Origin of the sequence: Pseudomonas sp. DWP2-2 (assembly GCF_049897065.1) — a bacterium.
GTDB classification, from domain to species: domain Bacteria; phylum Pseudomonadota; class Gammaproteobacteria; order Pseudomonadales; family Pseudomonadaceae; genus Aquipseudomonas; species Aquipseudomonas paracarnis.
Window position 1 is genome coordinate 61,587 of the sequence record NZ_JAFCVN010000004.1, and the last position, 16,716, is coordinate 78,302.

The following is a 16,716-nucleotide window of genomic DNA, read 5'->3' on the forward strand; positions in this document are numbered from 1 at the left end:
CGGTTCCTTTTAGAGCAGACTTTGCAGCTTGCGATGCAACATCGAAACGTTGCTTCCTTTTGCTACAAACCCTGTAAGGGTCTCTGTAAGAAGGGCCGAGACTTTATCAGCTTCAGCTTTGCTTGGGAAGCCCCCAAACACACAACTTCCAGTTCCGGTTAATTTTGCTTCGGTAAATTTACCTAACAAATTCAAAGCGTTACGTACCTCTGGATAACGCCTTGCTACAACCGGTAAGCAGTCATTTCGACTGTTTCCCTTGGGAACGGGGCGCACTTTAATGGGAGAAGAGTTACGTGTCAACAACGGATCTGAAAAAATTTCTGCTGTACTTACAGATACTTGCGGCACCAACACGACATACCAAGGTTCTTCGGGCTCTACAGGGGTGAGTTTTTCCCCGACGCCTTCAGCAAATGCGGCGTGCCCCCGCACGAAAACCGGGACGTCGGCGCCCAGCGTGAGGCCCAGCGCAGCAAGGCGATCGTGGTCCCAGCCCAGTTGCCATAAGTGATTGAGGCCCAACAAAGTGGTCGCGGCATTTGAGCTGCCGCCACCGATACCACCGCCCATGGGCAGGATTTTGTCGATCCAGATATCAATGCCAAGTGGGCAGCCGGATTGTTCCTGAAGTTTTTTGGCCGCCCGCACAATCAGATTGCTGTCGTGGGGCACACCGTCGAATTCGGTGTGCAACTGAACCACGCCATCGTCACGCACGGCAAAGGTGAGCTCATCGCCGTAGTCGAGAAACTGAAACAGCGTCTGCAACTCGTGGTAGCCATCTTCACGGCGGCCAAGGATGTGCAGCATCAGGTTGAGCTTGGCCGGGGAGGGCAGGGTCAATTTTTGTACGGACACGTTATTGCCCCAGCTTGCGCGGTTGCCAGTCCTTGATCACCAGCGTGACATCAAGGTCGGTGCCATGCAGCTTGATACGTTCGGGCAGCCAATAGCCGCTTTGCTCCACGTAGCTCAAATATTCGACCTGCCAGCCATCCTGCTCCAGGGTGGCGAGGCGGCTGTCGCCATTGAGGCTCAGACGGCTCTTGCTGTCAGGCGCCGGCAAGCCGCGCACCCACCAGACCAGATGCGAGACGGGCAACTTCCAGCCAATCTGCTGCTCCAGCAGTTCTTCCGGGGAGGTTGCCTCGTAGCGGCCTTGGTTGGCCACTTCCAGGCTCACTTGCCCTGGCCTGCCAGTCAGGCGGGCCGCGCCACGGCCCAGGGGGCCCGAGAGGCGAATGTCGTAATAGTCCTGGCGCTGCAGCCAGAACAGCGTGCCGCTGCCAGAGTCTTTCGGCGCACGCACCCCGACCTTGCCTTCGATCTGCCAGCCATCAATGCTGCTGAGCTGGTCCTTGTGTTGTTTCCATTGTGCCGGGTTGCCCTGGCCTTCAACGGATTCACGGCTGCCAATACCCGCGCAACCGGCGAGCAGGGCGATGAAGCTGAAAACGATAACGTGGCGCAAGAACATAAATTTAAAGGGTCTCGGATCCGGTCAGGCGCTTGATGGTGCTGCGCAGGATGGGGCTGTCGGGTTGTTCCTTGAGGAATTTTTCCCAGATTTGTCGGGCTTCGCGCTGCTTGCCATTGGCCCAGAGCACTTCGCCCAAGTGTGCGGCAACTTCCTGGTCCGGGAAACGCTCCAGGGCCTGGCGCAGCAAGCGCTCGGCCTCGTCGAGGTTGCCCAGGCGGTAATTCACCCAGCCCAGACTGTCGAGCACGGCAGGGTCTTCCGGGTTGAGCGCATGGGCTTGTTCGATCAGCGCCTTGGCTTCGGCGTAGCGCGTGGTGCGGTCGGACAAGGTGTAGCCCAGGGCGTTAAGTGCCATGGCGTTGTCCGGGTCGCGCTTGATGATCAGCCGCAGGTCTTTTTCCAACTGCGCCAGGTCATTGCGTTTTTCTGCCTGCATGGCGCGGGTGTACAGCAGGTTCAAATCGTCGGGGTATTGCAGCAACGCCTGTTGCAACAGTTTCCAGGCGCGTTCGCCCTGTTTGTTGGCCGATAAGGTCTCGGCCTGGATCAGGTACAGCTGGATGGCGTAATCCGGCTCGGCATCGCGGGCCGCGGCCAGGCGTTTTTCCGCTTCGTCGGTGCGGCCGTTGCTCATCAGGATATCGGCCTGGCGCAATTGCGCTGGCAGATAATCATTGCCGGGGCCGACCTGGGCGTATTCAAGCAGGGCCGCCTGGGGGTTGTTGCGCTCTTCAGCGATGCGGCCCAGGTTCAGGTGCGCCGAGTCCACGTGGCTGTCACGTTCGATCAGCTCTTGCAGGTAGCCCTTGGCCTCGTCCCAGGCTTTGGCTTCCAGGCACACCAATGCCAGGGAATAACGCAGTTCGTCGTCGTCCGGGTATTGCTGGACCAGGTTGGCGAACTGCACTTTGGCGTCTTCCATACGGTCCTGCTCAACCAGCATACGTGCATAGGTCAGGAGCAGGCGCTTGTCGCCGGGGTATTTCTTGATGCTTTTTTCCAGCAGCGGAATCGCTTCCTTGCCGCGGTTAAGGCTTTGCAGCAGGCGTGCACGCAACAGGATGGGCGCGATTTCACCTTCTTCCGGCGGGTTCTGCTCCAGCAGCTTGAGCGCGGCGTCGGCTTCATCGTCCTGTTGCAGCAGCAGGGCCTTGCCGAAAATCAACTGGCTGTTCTTCGGGTGCTTTTGCAGCAGGCGATCGAAACTCTTCATCAGGCCGTTGCGCGTGTCCTGGTCGGTGTCGGCGGCCGACAGCGCAAGAAAGTCAAAATGTGTGTCGCCTTTGCCCTGCAGAACCTTCTCCATATAAACCATGGAGTCGTCATAGCGCCCGGCACGCGCCAGTTGCACGGCTGCGGCGCGCTGGGCTTCCAGATCATCCGGGGCATTTTTGGCCCAGATCAGCGAGGTGTCCAGCGCTGCCTGGTCGGCGCCCAGGTATTCGGCGATGCGAAACGCTCGCTCGGAAATCCCCGGGTCCTGGGTGTTGATGGCCTGGGTCACGTAATTATCCAGCGCAATATCAAAGCGATTGCGTTGGCCGGCCAGCTCAGCTGTCAGCAGGCTGTAGATCGTTTCTTCACTGAACGAGGAATAAACCTTGGGTTTTTCAGGGGCGGGAGTGCTGTCTTCCACCGGCGACGTAGCGTCCGGCGACACGGGTGCCATGGCCTGGCAGCCGCTGAGGAAGACAAAAGCGAGGAGCAACGCGGAAGATCTATTCATATAGGAAGAGGACGACTAACCTGCGGTCGGATCATCATGACACAAGCCTTCGGCCAAACATAACCGGGGCACTCGGAATACGACTATTGCTGCCTTTTGCCTTTCCTTTGTAGGAGCGAGCTTGCTGGCGAAAAACCTGAGAGCGCCGCTGGGCGCCCGGCTTGCCGCGTTATCGTTGACGATTTTCGCGAGCAAGCTCGCTCCTGCAAAAGTGCATTGATAGGCATAAGGTATAGGGACAATAGACGACGGTGGTTGTTCTGAATCTTTCGAAGTAGGACAATTGTCGGCTTCCCGACATCATCAGCGATATTGAATGGCCTTCCTCGCACTCGGTATTAACCACAAGACTGCCTCCGTAGACGTGCGCGAGCGCGTGGCGTTTACGCCAGAGCAGTTGGTTGAGGCCTTGCAGCAGCTCTGCCGGCTTACCGACAGCCGCGAAGCTGCGATCCTTTCGACCTGCAATCGCAGCGAGCTCTATATAGAGCAGGAACATCTCTCGGCGGATGTGGTGCTGCGCTGGCTGGCCGATTATCACCATTTGAGCCTCGATGACCTGCGTGCCAGCGCTTATGTGCATGAAGAGGATGCGGCAGTTCGTCACATGATGCGCGTGGCGGCCGGTCTCGACTCGCTGGTGTTGGGTGAACCGCAGATTCTCGGCCAGATGAAGTCTGCCTACGCCGTGGCGCGTGAGGCCGGCACCGTCGGCCCATTGCTGGGCCGCCTGTTCCAGGCCACCTTTAATTCCGCCAAGCAAGTGCGTACCGATACGGCCATCGGCGAAAACCCGGTGTCCGTGGCCTTTGCCGCAGTGAGCCTGGCCAAGCAGATTTTCAGCGACTTGCAGCGCAGCCAGGCCCTGCTGATCGGCGCTGGTGAAACCATCACCCTGGTGGCCCGTCACCTGCACGATCTTGGCGTGAAGCGCATCGTGGTCGCCAACCGCACCCTGGAGCGCGCCAGCATTCTGGCCGAGCAGTTCGGTGCCCATGCGGTGCTGCTGTCGGACATTCCCGCTGAACTGGTGCGCAGTGATATCGTCATCAGTTCTACCGCCAGCCAATTGCCGATTCTGGGCAAGGGCGCGGTCGAGAGCGCGTTGAAGCTGCGCAAGCACAAGCCGATCTTCATGGTAGATATCGCCGTTCCACGGGATATCGAGCCCGAAGTCGGCGAGTTGGACGACGTTTACCTTTATAGCGTCGATGATCTGCATGAAGTGGTCGCTGAAAACCTCAAGAGTCGTCAGGGTGCCGCCCAGGCCGCCGAGGAAATGGTCAGCACCGGCGCCGAAGATTTCATGGTGCGCCTGCGTGAGCTGGCGGCAGTGGATGTGCTCAAGGCGTATCGTCAGCAGGGTGAACGCCTGCGTGATGAAGAGTTGCTCAAGGCCCAGCGCATGCTGGCCAACGGCAGCGGCGCCGAGGAAGTGCTGATGCAATTGGCCCGTGGCCTGACCAACAAACTGCTCCACGCTCCTAGCGTCCAGTTGAAAAAGCTTACCGCCGAAGGCCGCCTCGATGCGCTGGCCATGGCCCAGGAACTCTTTGCCCTCGGTGAGGGCGCGTCAGACAGCTCTTCGGATAAAAAACCGCAATGAAAGCGTCACTGCTCAATAAACTGGACGTGCTCCAGGACCGTTTCGAAGAACTGACCGCCTTGCTCGGCGATGGCGAGGTCATTTCCGATCAAACCAAATTCCGTGCTTATTCCAAGGAATACGCCGAAGTTGAGCCCATTGTGGCCACTTATAAACACCTGCTGAAAGTCCAGGCCGACCTCGAAGGCGCCCAGGCCCTGCTCAAGGACAGCGACCCGGACATGCGCGAAATGGCCGTGGAAGAAGTCCGCGAAGCCAAGGAAAAACTCGCTGAGCTTGAGGGTGACCTGCAACGCATGCTGCTGCCCAAGGACCCTAACGACGGACGCAACGTTTTCCTCGAAATCCGCGCTGGTACCGGTGGCGACGAGGCGGCGATTTTTTCCGGTGACCTGTTCCGCATGTATTCGCGCTATGCCGAGCGTCGCGGCTGGCGCGTGGAGATCCTCTCCGAGAACGAGGGCGAGCACGGTGGCTATAAAGAAGTCATCGCCCGGGTTGAAGGCGACAACGTCTACGGCAAGCTGAAGTTCGAATCCGGGGCGCACCGCGTGCAACGGGTGCCTGCGACCGAATCCCAAGGCCGTATCCACACCTCGGCGTGCACCGTCGCGGTGTTGCCTGAGCCGGACGAACAGGAAGCCATCGAGATCAACCCGGCGGATTTGCGTGTCGACACTTACCGCTCATCCGGCGCGGGTGGCCAGCACGTTAACAAGACCGACTCGGCGATCCGTATCACACACTTGCCGTCGGGCATTGTGGTGGAGTGCCAGGAAGAACGTTCCCAGCACAAGAACCGTGCGCGGGCCATGTCCTGGTTGTCGGCCAAGTTGAACGACCAGCAGACCAGCGCCGCGGCCAACGCAATTGCCAGCGAACGCAAGCTGCTGGTGGGCTCCGGCGACCGCTCCGAGCGTATCCGTACCTACAACTTTGCCCAGGGCCGGGTCACGGACCATCGGGTCAACCTCACCCTGTATTCCCTCGACGAAATTCTCGCCGGGGGCGTGGATGCGGTGATCGAGCCGTTGCTCGCCGAATACCAGGCCGACCAACTGGCAGCGATAGGTGACTAAATGACCATCATCGCCAGCCTGCTGCGCGCCGCTGACCTGCCCGACTCGCCGACGGCGCGCCTGGACGTGGAGTTGCTGCTGGCCGCTGCCCTGGGCAAATCACGCAGCTATCTGCATACCTGGCCGGAAAAGATCGTCAGCAGCGAAGACGCGCTGACCTTTTCCGGCTACCTGCAGCGCCGCCGCAGCGGCGAGCCGGTGGCCTATATCCTCGGCCAGCAAGGCTTCTGGAAACTCGACCTGGAAGTGGCACCGCACACTTTGATCCCCCGCCCGGAAACTGAGTTGCTGGTGGAAGCTGCCCTGGAATTGCTGCCCGCCACGCCCGCCCAGGTCCTGGACCTGGGCACCGGTAGCGGCGCCATCGCCTTGGCCTTGGCCAGCGAACGTCCGGCCTGGCAGGTCACGGCGGTCGACCGTGTGCTGGAGGCCGTGGCCCTGGCCGAGCGCAATCGTCAACGCCTGCACCTCACTAACGCCACGGTGCTCAACAGCCACTGGTTCAGCGCCCTGCAAGGCCAGCGCTTCGACCTGATCATCAGCAACCCGCCCTACATTGCCGACAATGACCCGCACCTGGTGGCCGGCGATGTGCGCTTCGAACCGGCCAGTGCGCTGGTGGCGGGGCACGATGGCCTGGACGACTTGCGCCTGATCATCCAAGAGTCTCCCGGCCACCTGAACGACGGAGGCTGGCTGTTGCTCGAACACGGTTACGACCAGGCCCAGGTCGTGCGCGATTTGTTACTCAACCAAGGCTTTGACGGCGTACACAGTTGCATCGACCTTGGCGGTCACGAACGCATCACCTTGGGGCGCCGCCCGTGCTGACCGATCAGGAGCTGTTGCGCTATAGCCGGCAGATTCTGTTGCAGCATGTCGACATTGATGGTCAATTACGCCTGAAACAGAGCCGCGCGTTGATCGTCGGCCTGGGTGGCCTGGGCGCTCCGGTGGCGCTTTACCTGGCCGCTGCTGGGGTGGGCGAATTGCACCTGGCGGATTTCGATACGGTCGATTTGACCAACCTGCAACGCCAGATCATCCATGACACTAACAGCGTGGGGCAGACCAAGGTCGATTCGGCCATGGGGCGCCTGAGAGCGATCAACCCTGAAGTCGCCCTGGTCGCCCATCGTGCTGCGCTGGATGCCGACTCGCTGGCTGCTGCGGTCAACGCAGTGGATCTGGTGCTCGATTGCAGCGATAACTTCTCTACCCGCGAGGCGGTCAACGTAGCCTGCGTTGCCGCCGGCAAACCGTTGGTCAGTGGCGCGGCCATTCGCCTTGAGGGGCAATTGTCGGTATTCGACCCCCGCCGCGCTGACAGTCCCTGCTACCACTGTTTGTATGGGCACGGCAGCGACACTGAACTGACCTGCAGCGAAGCCGGCGTTGTCGGGCCGTTGGTCGGTGTGGTTGGCAGCCTGCAAGCGCTGGAAGCCTTGAAGCTGCTGGCCGGTTTTGGTGAGTCGTTGGTAGGGCGCCTGTTGTTGATCGATGCGCTGACCACGCGTTTTCGCGAGTTGCGCGTCAAGCGTGACCCAGGCTGCAGCGTCTGCGGGGCAAAGCATGGTTAAGGGCGCGCCTGTTGGTGTGTTCGATTCCGGTATCGGCGGCTTGACGGTGCTGGAAGAAATCCAGCAGTTGTTGCCCCACGAGTCACTGCTGTACGTGGCGGACTGCGGGCACATTCCCTATGGTGAGAAAACGCCGGCGTTCATTCTTGAACGTTCTCGCTCGGTCGCTGAGTTTTTCCGCGAGCGGGGCGCCAAGGCCTTTGTGATTGCCTGCAACACGGCGACGGTCGCCGCGGTGGCCGATTTGCGCCAGGACTACCCCGACTGGCCGCTGGTAGGCATGGAGCCTGCGGTCAAACCTGCTGCCGCGGCCACGCGCAGTGGTGTGGTGGGTGTGCTCGCCACTACGGGCACACTGCAAAGCGCCAAGTTCGCCGCCTTGCTCGACCGTTTTGCCACCGATGTGCGGGTGATTACCCAGCCGTGCCCGGGCCTGGTGGAGCTGATTGAAGCCGGCGACCTCAACAGCCCCGCCTTGCACTCCCTGCTGCAAGGCTATATTGAGCCGCTGCTTAGCGCCGGTTGCGACACCATCATCCTGGGTTGCACTCATTATCCCTTCCTCAAGCCACTCCTGGCGCAGATGCTGCCCCCCAGCATCATCCTCATTGATACCGGCGCCGCCGTGGCGCGCCAGCTCAAGCGCTTGCTGGGTGAGCGCGACCTGCTGGCCATTGGCGAACCTGAACCTGCACAGTTCTGGACCAGCGGCGATCTGTGTCACCTAAGAAACATCCTACCGGCACTTTGGAAACATCCTGGAGTTGTGCGAAGCTTTGGCTCGTGAAAATTTCGTGAAATCAGCCTGAAAAAAGCTGAACTTCTGGCTATGCGTCGGCTTCTATAGCCCGTTAGCCTGTACACAACCAAATTATCTCGTTTGCAAAGGATGTTTCACATGAAGCGCTTGTTCTGTTTGGCTGCGATTGCGGCCGCTATGTTGGGACACTCTGTTTCAGCCCAGGCCGCCGGCCTGGAGTTCGGCTTGGGGAGCACCAGCGATTCGACGCTGACCTACCGCCTGGGCCTGACCTCCGATTGGGACAAGAGCTGGATGCAGAGCAATGTCGGCCGACTGACCGGCTACTGGAGCGGCGCCTATACCTATTGGGAAGGGGATGATCGTGCGGGCGCCAGCAGCCTGTCGTTCTCGCCGGTGTTTGTGTATGAGTTTGCCGGCGAGTCGGTCAAACCCTACATCGAAGCCGGTATCGGCGTGGCGTTGTTCTCTCGCACTCGGCTGGAAGACAACAACATCGGCCAGTCCTTCCAGTTCGAAGACCGCCTGGGTTTCGGCCTGCGGTTCAACGGCGGGCATGAAGTGGGCATTCGTGCCACGCATTATTCCAACGCCGGCATTAGCAGCAATAACGATGGTGTAGAGAGTTACTCGCTGCACTACACCATGCCGCTGTAATGCACTGTAGGAGCGAGCTTGCTCGCGAAGAACCTCAACGATAACGCAGCGAATCAGGTTTAACGCGGCGTTCTCAGGTTTTTCGCGAGCAAGCTCGCTCCTACAGAATCAGCGGTAGGCCGTGGTAATGCCTTCACGCTCTTCAAGGCATTCCGGCGCCCCCATCTCGAACTCCCGGCAAATCAACGGCCGAAGCTCATAGATCGTGCACATCATCGTGTCGCGGTCCAGCGCTGCGCACCAGCCGTCGTCCAGGCGCATCATCACCTCACCCCCCCAATCGTCGGTATCGATAAAGCGTTGTGGCACGCCGGTGTCGGTGATCAGCATGACTTCCAGCTGGCAGCAACAAGCCGCGCACGTCGAGCACGTGACGGGTTCGGTGATTTGAATGTGAGGGATGTTGGTCATAGGCGCGCAGTGTAAGGCAAGTGCGTCAGATGCGTATGAATGCTCGGACGGGCGTCAGTGTTCCAGCCTCTGCGCAACCCCGTGTAACAGCGGAAAGAGCATGGCCCATAACAGCGCCAGGCCGATCAGTGTTGGGGCGGTGCCGTACGCAAAACTCACGCCTGCCAATTGACTGCCGGCGTAATAAGACAACGGCCCGCCCACCGCGCCTAGCAGGCTGGCGAGCCACCAGGGCCGTGCGCTCCAGGCCAGGCAATGGCGCAAGGTGGTGGCCAGCAAGGCCCATAACAGTATCAGCCACAGCGGAATCAGTGGCCCCGGCGTATTGAACTCAAACACGCCGAGCCCACGCAGTGCCGTATCGACCAGTGTTCCCAGCACCGTCACGGCCAGAATCACTTGCCCCTCTCTTGCCCAAGAGCTTATCCACAGCAAGTGTGCGCCCAGTACCGCGATGCCGATCAGCAGCCAACGGCTATCGCCGCCGAGCACGCAGGCAAACCAGCCGCACTGAAACAGCACGGTGTTGGCCAGGGATTTAAGCACTGAAACGCCCAAGCAGCGGCGGATTGATGGCCGCCGGTTTGGCCAGCAGCAACTGCGCGGTGCCGATGGTGCGCTCCATAAAGCCACCTTCGCAGTAGCACAGGTAAAACTCCCACAGGCGCAGGAAGTATTCGTCATAACCGAGTTCGGCAAGACGGCCATGGGCGCGGCGAAAGTTTTCATGCCACAGGCGCAGGGTGCGGGCGTAGTGCAGGCCGAAGTCTTCCATGTGCAGCAGGTTCATGTCGGTGTCACGGCTGACGATCTGCAGCATGTTTTGTACACAGGGCAGCGCGCCACCAGGGAAGATGTAGCGCTGGATAAAGTCGACGCTGCGTTTGGCCTGCTCAAAGCGTTGTTCACGAATAGTGATGGCTTGCAGCAGCATCAGGCCGTCGGGCTTGAGCAGCTGGGCACATTGTTTGAAATAGGTGGGCAGGAAACGATGGCCCACCGCTTCAATCATTTCGATCGACACCAGCTTGTCGTACTCACCGGTGAGGTCGCGGTAATCGCTCAGCAGCACGGTCACACGATCTTGCAGGCCCGCCGCCTGGATACGCTGCGCGGTGTAGGCGAACTGTTCCTTGGACAGGGTCGTGGTGGTGACCCGGCAGCCGTAATGCTGCGCCGCATACAACGCCATGCTGCCCCAGCCGGTACCGATTTCCAGCAGATGGTCGCTGGGCTTGAGCGCCAGTTTCTGGCAGATGCGTGCTAATTTGTTCAGTTGTGCCTGTTCCAGGGTGTCATCGGGGGTCAGGAATTGCGCGGCCGAGTACATCATGGTGGGGTCGAGAAATTCTTCGAACAGGTCGTTGCCCAGGTCGTAATGGGCGGCGATGTTTTTTTGCGAGCCTTTGCGTGTGTTGCGGTTGAGCCAGTGCAGGCCCTGAGTGAACGGCCGCGCCAGGCGTGCCAGCCCGCCTTCCATGGCGTCGAGCACCTCCAGGTTGCTGACCATCACCCGCACGACGGCGGTGAGGTCGGGGCTGGTCCAGTAACCATGGATAAACGCTTCGCCAGCGCCGATCGAGCCATTGGCCGCTACCAGCCCCCATACCGCCGCGTCGAGAATCTGGATCTCGCCCAGCAGGTGCGCTTCCCGTGCGCCGAAGACTTGCCGCTCGCCATCCTCGATGATCACCAACTGGCCGTGGCGCAATTGGCTGAGCTGGCGCAACACGCCTTTGCGCAACAGCGCAGCGGTCATGCCGTTGACGTTCAGGCGGTTAGCCTTGACCGATAAGCTAGGGGATTTCATGGTGGCGATCCTTGGTATACCCGACTGCGGTGCGAGAGGCGCCATCGGCGGCCTGGTGGGAAAAAATCGGAGTGCGTTTGAGCAGCAGGCGCAAGGCTTGCCAGTAGATCGCAAGGCCGGTCTTGGCGGTCATCCAGGGAAAGCGCCACAAATAGCGATGCAGGCTGGCGCGGTTCAGTGCCTGTTTTTCCAGGCTCAAGGTGGCGTCGAAGACTTTTTGCGTGCCCTGCCAATCGGCCATATGCACGCCGAGCCTGGCGGCGGGCTGGCTGAAACTCATGCGGTATTCCAGCTCGCGAGGCAAAAACGGCGACACATGGAAGGCCTTGGCCACGGCGAAATGCTGGTGCTCATCGGCGCCCAGTGTCTGGGCGGGCAGCACGTAGTGATAGCGCTCGCGCCATGGGGTGTTGGTCACTTCACACAGGATCGCGGCCAGTTGCCCGTCAGCCTCGAAGCAGTAGAAGAAACTCACCGGGTTAAAAGCCAGGCCCCAACTGCGGGCCTGGGTCAGCAGGCAGATAGCGCCCTGGGGTGTTTGCCCCAGGGCCTTGCCGACTTCCTGGCGCACGGCATCGCTCAGGCTCATGCCGTGGCGTGTGAATTCACGCAGGTAATCCTGTTGGCGAAAGCCGAAGGGGGCCAGGCGACCCGTGCCGGCCAGCGGCGAGAGCCCCAGTACTTCATCCTCTTCGCTGAGGTCCAGGTACAACAGGCCGATGCGGTAGCGAAAGGCGTGGGCCTTGGGCGTAAACCGGCGATGGGCGATCCAGCCGCTGTACAAGGCGCTGTTCACAGGGTTTCCCCAAACGCCTGGGCCACGCGCAGAGCGCTGACCACGCCGTCTTCGTGAAAGCCGTTGGCCCAGTAGGCCCCGCAGTAAAAGGTATTGCGCACGCCGTTCAATTCTTCCCAGCGTGCCTGTGCGGCGACTGCGGCCAGGCTGTATTGCGGATGGGCGTAGGTGTAGCGCGCCAGGATCTTCAGTGGGTTGATCATCGGCGTCTGGTTGAGGCTGACGCAAAAGGTAGTGGCGCTGTCGATGCCTTGCAGGATGTTCATGTCATAGGTGACGGCGGCCTGTTGTTGCACGTTGCCCGTCAGCCGATAGTTCCAGCTGGCCCAGGCCAGTTTGCGGTCGGGCAGCAGGCGTGTGTCGGTGTGCAGCACCACGTCGTTTTCGGCGTAGGGCAGGGCGCCGAGGATCTGCTGTTCGGCCTGGCTGGGGTCATCGAGCAAGGCCAGGGCCTGATCGCTGTGGCAGGCGAATACCACGCGGTCGAAGGTTTCGCTGCCGGCCGGGCTGTGGATAACTACACCTTCGTCGCTGCGTTGCACCTTATGCACAGGGCAGTTGAGCCGTATCTGTTCGCGAAAGCTGCGGGTCAGCGGCTCGATATAACAGCTGGAACCGCCTTCGATCACGCACCATTGCGGGCGGTTGCTCACCGAGAGCAAGCCGTGGTTCTTGAAGAAGCGCACAAAAAACTGCAGCGGAAACTTGAGCATATCGGCCAGGGACATCGACCAGATGGCAGCGCCCATCGGCACGATGTAATGCCGGATAAACCTGGGGCCATAGCCGCCAGCGGTGAGGTAATCGCCCAGGGTCATGTCGGCGCTGATGCGCTGTTCTTGCAAGTCCAGGGGCGCCTGGCGATTGAAGCGCAGGATATCGCGCAACATGCCCCAGAATCCCGGCGACAGAATATTGCGGCGCTGGGCAAACAGGCTGTTGAGGTTGTTGCCGTTGTACTCGAAGCCTGTGCTTTGGTCGCACACCGAAAAACTCATCTCGGTGGGTTTGAACCTGACCCCGATCTGCTCCAGCAGACGGATGAAGTTCGGGTAGGTCCAGTCGTTGAACACAATGAAGCCCGTGTCCACCGCATAGTTTTTGCCGTCGACCGTCACGTTGGCCGTGTGTGTATGCCCGCCAATGCAGTCATTGGCCTCGAACAGCGTAATGTCGTGGCGACGGCTGAGCAGGTAGGCGCTGGTCAGCCCGGCGATGCCGCTGCCGATAATGGCGATCTTCACAGGTCGTCCTTCTTCGGTGGCGGGCTGCGCAGCATGCGTTTGCCGATGATCAGTTGCGCGCGGTTGGGCAGCTTCGACAGCGGCCACAAGGTGGCAATGAACAGGGCCGGAAAGGCGATTTCCAGCGGGCGTTTTTCCAGCTTGGCGAAAATGTGTTTCGCGGCTTTGTCGGCCGGCCAGCTCAGGGGCATCGGGAAATCATTGCGCTCGGTCAGCGGCGTGTCGACGAAGCCTGGGCTGATCACCGTGACATCGATGTTTTCCGGCGATAGGCCGATACGCAGGGATTCGAACAAGTAACGCAGGCCGGCCTTGGACGCGCCGTAGGCTTCGGCGCGGGGCATGGGCAGGTAGGTCACGGCACTGGCCACGCCCACCAGGTGCGGGGTGCGCCCTGCGCGCAACAGTGGCAGCGCGGCCTCGATGCAATAACTGCTGGCCAGCAGATTGGTACGCACCACGTGCTCGATGATCGAGGCGTCAAATTGCCGGGCGTCGACGTATTCACAAGTGCCGGCGTTGAGGATCACCGTGTCCAGCGAACCCCAGACCTCGCTGATACGCTCGCCGATCTCGCGCACGGTCTGGCTGTTGGTCAGGTCGCCGGCCACCACCAGAACCTGGCCTGGATATCGAAGGGCGAGGGCATCCAGCGGGCCTTGGGTGCGGGAACTCAGGGCCACTTGGGCGCCGCTCTCGAGCAACTCCACGGCCAGCGACGCACCGATACCACTGCTGGCGCCGGTCAGCCAATAACGACGGGGCGGTGTAAGGCTCATCCCATTCTCCTTTTCAGCCAACGAATAACGCGACCCAGTAGGGGGACATGTTCATAGAGCAGGGCGCCGGCATCGAAATAGTCGCGATGGCGGTAAACCTTGTCGTGCCACATCAAATGAGAACAGCCTGGCACCTCGATCACCTGGCCGCTGGCCAAGCGTGGGTGACGAAAACGCATAGTCCAGCGCAGGTAGCCCTCGCCTTCGGCCACGGTATCGAAGCCGTGGAAGTCAAAATGCAGCTCGCTGACGTTGCTGTACAAGTCGGCAAAGTAACGCCGCAACGCTGGCAGGCCCTGGACTTCATGCAGGGGGTCGGCAAAGGCGGTGTCCTCGCTGTACAGGCGGCCGAGCAGGTGCAGGTTGTGCTTGTCCAGCGTGGCGAAGGTGTGGGCAAACTGGTGCAGGAAGTCACTCATGTTCGGCCATCTCCTGACGCGAGGGCAGCCGGCGAAATGCGGCCAAGGCGCGCTCGCGAGACTGTTTCAAATCGACGATGGCACGCGGGTAATCCGCCACGCCGAACAGGCCCCCAGCCGCTTCGGGGTTGTGCACTTGTTTTTTATTCAGCGCGGCCAGTTCCGGGAGCCAGCGTTTGATGAATACGCCGTCACCGTCGAATTTTTCCGATTGGCTCAGCGGGCTGAATATCCGGAAATACGGCGCCGAGTCGGTGCCCGTGGACGAACTCCATTGCCAGCCGCCGTTGTTGGCCGCCAGATCACCGTCGATCAGGTGGCGCATAAAGAAGCGCTCGCCCTCGCGCCAGTCGATCAGCAGGTTCTTCGTCAGGAACATCGCCACCACCATGCGCAGGCGGTTGTGCATCCAGCCGGTTTCCAGCAATTGGCGCATGGCCGCGTCGATGATCGGCAAGCCGGTGCGCGCCTGTTGCCAGGCGGCCAGGTCTTCGGGCGCCTTGCGCCAAGCCAGCGCTTCGGTTTCCGGGCGAAACGCGCGGTGGCGGGAAACCCGTGGGTAGCCGACCAGGATGTGCTTGTAGAACTCGCGCCACAGCAGCTCGTTGATCCAGGTGATGGCGCCGATGTCGCCGCTTTCGAACTCGCCCTGGTTGGCTTGCAGCGCGGCGTGCAAGCACTGGCGCGGCGAAACCACTCCGGCGGCCAGGTAGGCAGAAAGCTGACTGGTGCCGGGCTTGGCCGGGAAGTCGCGTTCGTCCTTGTAATAGCTGATCTGCTGATCAACGAAGGCATCGAGGCGACGGCGCGCCTCGTCTTCGCCAGCGGGCCAGAGCGCACGCAAGTTTTCGCTGGGTGTCTGGAACCCTTCGACTGCCGTCGGCACAGGGTCGCTTTTCACGCCAGGCTTGGCCTGGGCCTTTGGCGTCGGCACCACGCGGGGCAGGGCGCTGTGCAGGCGGCTGTAGCAGACCTTGCGGAACTGGCTGAACACCTGGAAGTAGGTGCCGGTCTTGGTCAGCACACTACCCGGCTGGAAAAACAGTTGGTCCAGGTAGCTGTGGAAGGTCACGCCGTCAGCTTCCAGGGCCTGGGCCACGGCGCGGTCGCGGCGGCTCTCGTGAACGCCATATTCCTCGTTGACGTGTACCGACTCCACCGACAGCTCGCGGCACAGTTGGCTCAGTACCGTCGGCGCCTGGTCCCAGGTCGCGGCGTGGCGGATTAACAGCGGAATGTTGAGGTTGCCCAGTGCCTGGCTCAGGTGCTGCAAGTTGCGCAGCCAGAAATCGACTTTGCACGGCGCGTCATCATGCGCCTGCCATTGCTCGGGCGTGATCAGGTAAACAGCCGCGACGGGGCCGCGCTGGCACGCGGCCGCCAGGGCAGTGTTGTCGTGCAGGCGCAAGTCGGTGCGCAGCCAGATCAGATGCATTTAGACAATTCCACGCTGGATCAATAATTGATGGGCCGCCAACAGGTCCTCGGCCACGAACAACTCAGGGATGTCCTGGGTTAATACGCCCAACTCGGCGTGGTGGATGCACACCGTTGGTCCGGCAATCACCGTTGGGCAATGGATGCCGCCCAGCAGTTTGCTGAGTGCCGACACTTGCAACGCCTTGCTTGAGTACAGCAGCACCGCACGGGGTTGCAGGTGTTCCACCGCCAGGGCCAGTTCGCCGACAGGCAGTGGCCAATCGAATACTTCCACCGGGCAATCGGCACTGCTGGCCAGCCAGGCGCTGAGCCACAGGTGCGGTTCCAGGGGCAGGTCGGAATGATTGACCAGCAACAGGGGCGCGCCGTGGAGTTGACGATTGTTGTGATAGATCCGTGCGCCAAACTTGCTGCGCAGCCAGGACAGGAAGAACACCCGCTCCATCTGCGCGCCGAACTGGCCCTGCCAGCGTTGTTCCAGCTCGTTGAGCAGCGGTAGCATCAATTGCTCGCACAAGGTGCGTGGCGGGTAAAGCGCCATGGCCTGGTTGAAGGCGTCATCGACCCGGCGCTCGGCCAGTTCACTGATGGCACTCACCAAATGCTGGCGCAGGCTCTGCCACTCGTTTTCCATCGGCTCCGGGCTACCTTGGGCGGAGTCGATCAGCCCTTTGACCTGGCTGACCGGCACGCCGCGATTGAGCCAGGTGAGGATGGCCTGGATGCGTTGCACATGTTCGGCGCTGAACAACCGATGCCCTTTGGGCGTGCGCTGGGGCACGATGAGGCCGTAGCGGCGCTCCCACGCGCGCAGCGTCACCGCATTCACGCCGGTCTGGCGCGCCACCTCGCGGATCGGCAGCCAGCCGTTTTCCAGGGCCAGGGCGAGGTCTTCGCCGGGTTCGTCGAGCAGGGCAGGTTTCATG

General features: G+C 61.0%; 18 protein-coding genes. 6 read left to right on the top strand and 12 right to left on the bottom strand.

Going from position 1 to position 16,716, the window contains the following annotated elements; all coding sequences use genetic code 11:
- Positions 1-9 precede the first annotated feature (9 nt).
- From ispE to ACP7CZ_RS10635, 3 genes are read right to left on the bottom strand one after another with little or no spacing between them, the layout of a single operon-like run.
- Positions 10-861, bottom strand: coding sequence for a 4-(cytidine 5'-diphospho)-2-C-methyl-D-erythritol kinase (ispE, locus tag ACP7CZ_RS10625; protein ID WP_034128083.1), 852 nt, complete (start codon positions 859-861; stop codon positions 10-12).
- Between the two features lies 1 nt (position 862).
- Positions 863-1,480, bottom strand: coding sequence for a lipoprotein insertase outer membrane protein LolB (lolB, locus tag ACP7CZ_RS10630; protein ID WP_032893661.1), 618 nt, complete (start codon positions 1,478-1,480; stop codon positions 863-865).
- Positions 1,481-1,484: 4 nt separating this feature from the next.
- Positions 1,485-3,209, bottom strand: coding sequence for a tetratricopeptide repeat protein (locus ACP7CZ_RS10635; RefSeq protein WP_181125151.1), 1,725 nt, complete (start codon positions 3,207-3,209; stop codon positions 1,485-1,487).
- Between the two features lie 316 nt (positions 3,210-3,525).
- Between ACP7CZ_RS10635 and hemA the strand changes: the two genes are divergently transcribed.
- The 6 genes from hemA to ACP7CZ_RS10665 all read left to right on the top strand — a co-directional run bounded on the left by hemA (position 3,526) and on the right by ACP7CZ_RS10665 (position 8,891).
- Positions 3,526-4,815: a glutamyl-tRNA reductase gene (hemA, locus tag ACP7CZ_RS10640; protein ID WP_003188356.1), complete on the top strand. Its 1,290-nt coding sequence runs from the start codon at positions 3,526-3,528 to the stop codon at positions 4,813-4,815.
- Positions 4,812-5,894 carry a peptide chain release factor 1 gene (gene prfA / locus ACP7CZ_RS10645; RefSeq protein WP_054896862.1) on the top strand — a complete coding sequence of 361 codons (1,083 nt, stop codon included), beginning with the start codon at positions 4,812-4,814 and terminating at the stop codon, positions 5,892-5,894. Before hemA ends, prfA begins: the two co-directional genes overlap by 4 nt.
- On the top strand, positions 5,895-6,725 hold the full coding sequence (gene prmC, locus ACP7CZ_RS10650) for a peptide chain release factor N(5)-glutamine methyltransferase (protein ID WP_294151252.1): 831 nt from the start codon (positions 5,895-5,897) through the stop codon (positions 6,723-6,725).
- Entirely contained in the window at positions 6,719-7,474 is a 756-nt protein-coding gene (locus tag ACP7CZ_RS10655) for a molybdopterin-synthase adenylyltransferase MoeB (protein WP_034128079.1), read from the top strand. Before prmC ends, ACP7CZ_RS10655 begins: the two co-directional genes overlap by 7 nt.
- A complete protein-coding gene (gene murI, locus ACP7CZ_RS10660) occupies positions 7,467-8,261 on the top strand; it encodes a glutamate racemase (protein WP_294151248.1) in 795 nt (264 codons plus the stop codon). The genes ACP7CZ_RS10655 and murI overlap by 8 nt, the downstream gene beginning before the upstream one ends.
- 111 nt (positions 8,262-8,372) lie before the next feature.
- Positions 8,373-8,891 carry an acyloxyacyl hydrolase gene (locus tag ACP7CZ_RS10665; protein ID WP_014716838.1) on the top strand — a complete coding sequence of 173 codons (519 nt, stop codon included), beginning with the start codon at positions 8,373-8,375 and terminating at the stop codon, positions 8,889-8,891.
- A 108-nt stretch (positions 8,892-8,999) separates the two neighbouring features.
- Here the strand turns inward: ACP7CZ_RS10665 and ACP7CZ_RS10670 are convergent, their stop codons facing one another.
- Genes ACP7CZ_RS10670 through ACP7CZ_RS10710 form a run of 9 tightly spaced genes read right to left on the bottom strand, consistent with a single transcriptional unit; the run spans position 9,000 to position 16,715 of the window.
- Entirely contained in the window at positions 9,000-9,302 is a 303-nt protein-coding gene (locus tag ACP7CZ_RS10670) for a YkgJ family cysteine cluster protein (RefSeq protein WP_054922553.1), read from the bottom strand.
- 54 nt (positions 9,303-9,356) lie between these two features.
- Positions 9,357-9,848 carry a DUF2878 domain-containing protein gene (locus tag ACP7CZ_RS10675; RefSeq protein ID WP_057977391.1) on the bottom strand — a complete coding sequence of 164 codons (492 nt, stop codon included), beginning with the start codon at positions 9,846-9,848 and terminating at the stop codon, positions 9,357-9,359.
- Entirely contained in the window at positions 9,841-11,112 is a 1,272-nt protein-coding gene (locus ACP7CZ_RS10680; protein ID WP_054896866.1) for an SAM-dependent methyltransferase, read from the bottom strand. Before ACP7CZ_RS10680 ends, ACP7CZ_RS10675 begins: the two co-directional genes overlap by 8 nt.
- On the bottom strand, positions 11,099-11,908 hold the full coding sequence (locus ACP7CZ_RS10685) for a DUF1365 domain-containing protein (RefSeq protein ID WP_294151203.1): 810 nt from the start codon (positions 11,906-11,908) through the stop codon (positions 11,099-11,101). Before ACP7CZ_RS10685 ends, ACP7CZ_RS10680 begins: the two co-directional genes overlap by 14 nt.
- Positions 11,905-13,152: an NAD(P)/FAD-dependent oxidoreductase gene (locus tag ACP7CZ_RS10690; protein ID WP_054922542.1), complete on the bottom strand. Its 1,248-nt coding sequence runs from the start codon at positions 13,150-13,152 to the stop codon at positions 11,905-11,907. The genes ACP7CZ_RS10685 and ACP7CZ_RS10690 overlap by 4 nt, the downstream gene beginning before the upstream one ends.
- Entirely contained in the window at positions 13,149-13,931 is a 783-nt protein-coding gene (locus ACP7CZ_RS10695; RefSeq protein WP_054896869.1) for an SDR family NAD(P)-dependent oxidoreductase, read from the bottom strand. Before ACP7CZ_RS10695 ends, ACP7CZ_RS10690 begins: the two co-directional genes overlap by 4 nt.
- Positions 13,928-14,350 (bottom strand): nuclear transport factor 2 family protein, encoded by a 423-nt coding sequence (locus ACP7CZ_RS10700; RefSeq protein ID WP_054896870.1) that lies wholly within the window; start codon positions 14,348-14,350, stop codon positions 13,928-13,930. The genes ACP7CZ_RS10695 and ACP7CZ_RS10700 overlap by 4 nt, the downstream gene beginning before the upstream one ends.
- Entirely contained in the window at positions 14,343-15,785 is a 1,443-nt protein-coding gene (gene phrB, locus ACP7CZ_RS10705) for a deoxyribodipyrimidine photo-lyase (protein ID WP_198791010.1), read from the bottom strand. The genes ACP7CZ_RS10700 and phrB overlap by 8 nt, the downstream gene beginning before the upstream one ends.
- The gene (locus ACP7CZ_RS10710) at positions 15,786-16,715 is read right to left on the bottom strand and encodes a MerR family transcriptional regulator (RefSeq protein ID WP_034128070.1); all 930 of its coding nucleotides are present in this window, start codon (positions 16,713-16,715) and stop codon (positions 15,786-15,788) included. It abuts the gene before it with no gap.
- Position 16,716: the final 1 nt, after the last annotated feature.

Bases quoted from the DNA above. Each gene is read 5' to 3' on its own strand.
- ACP7CZ_RS10635 (WP_181125151.1), bottom strand. From the start codon at position 3,209: ATGAATAGATCTTCCGCGTTGCTCCTCGCTTTTGTCTTCCTCAGCGGC.
- prmC (WP_294151252.1), top strand. From the start codon at position 5,895: ATGACCATCATCGCCAGCCTGCTGCGCGCCGCTGACCTGCCCGACTCG.
- phrB (WP_198791010.1), bottom strand. From the start codon at position 15,785: ATGCATCTGATCTGGCTGCGCACCGACTTGCGCCTGCACGACAACACT.
- murI (WP_294151248.1), top strand. From the start codon at position 7,467: ATGGTTAAGGGCGCGCCTGTTGGTGTGTTCGATTCCGGTATCGGCGGC.
- ACP7CZ_RS10695 (WP_054896869.1), bottom strand. From the start codon at position 13,931: ATGAGCCTTACACCGCCCCGTCGTTATTGGCTGACCGGCGCCAGCAGT.
- ACP7CZ_RS10670 (WP_054922553.1), bottom strand. From the start codon at position 9,302: ATGACCAACATCCCTCACATTCAAATCACCGAACCCGTCACGTGCTCG.
- hemA (WP_003188356.1), top strand. From the start codon at position 3,526: ATGGCCTTCCTCGCACTCGGTATTAACCACAAGACTGCCTCCGTAGAC.
- ACP7CZ_RS10665 (WP_014716838.1), top strand. From the start codon at position 8,373: ATGAAGCGCTTGTTCTGTTTGGCTGCGATTGCGGCCGCTATGTTGGGA.
- ACP7CZ_RS10700 (WP_054896870.1), bottom strand. From the start codon at position 14,350: ATGAGTGACTTCCTGCACCAGTTTGCCCACACCTTCGCCACGCTGGAC.
- prfA (WP_054896862.1), top strand. From the start codon at position 4,812: ATGAAAGCGTCACTGCTCAATAAACTGGACGTGCTCCAGGACCGTTTC.
- ACP7CZ_RS10680 (WP_054896866.1), bottom strand. From the start codon at position 11,112: ATGAAATCCCCTAGCTTATCGGTCAAGGCTAACCGCCTGAACGTCAAC.
- lolB (WP_032893661.1), bottom strand. From the start codon at position 1,480: ATGTTCTTGCGCCACGTTATCGTTTTCAGCTTCATCGCCCTGCTCGCC.
- ACP7CZ_RS10710 (WP_034128070.1), bottom strand. From the start codon at position 16,715: ATGAAACCTGCCCTGCTCGACGAACCCGGCGAAGACCTCGCCCTGGCC.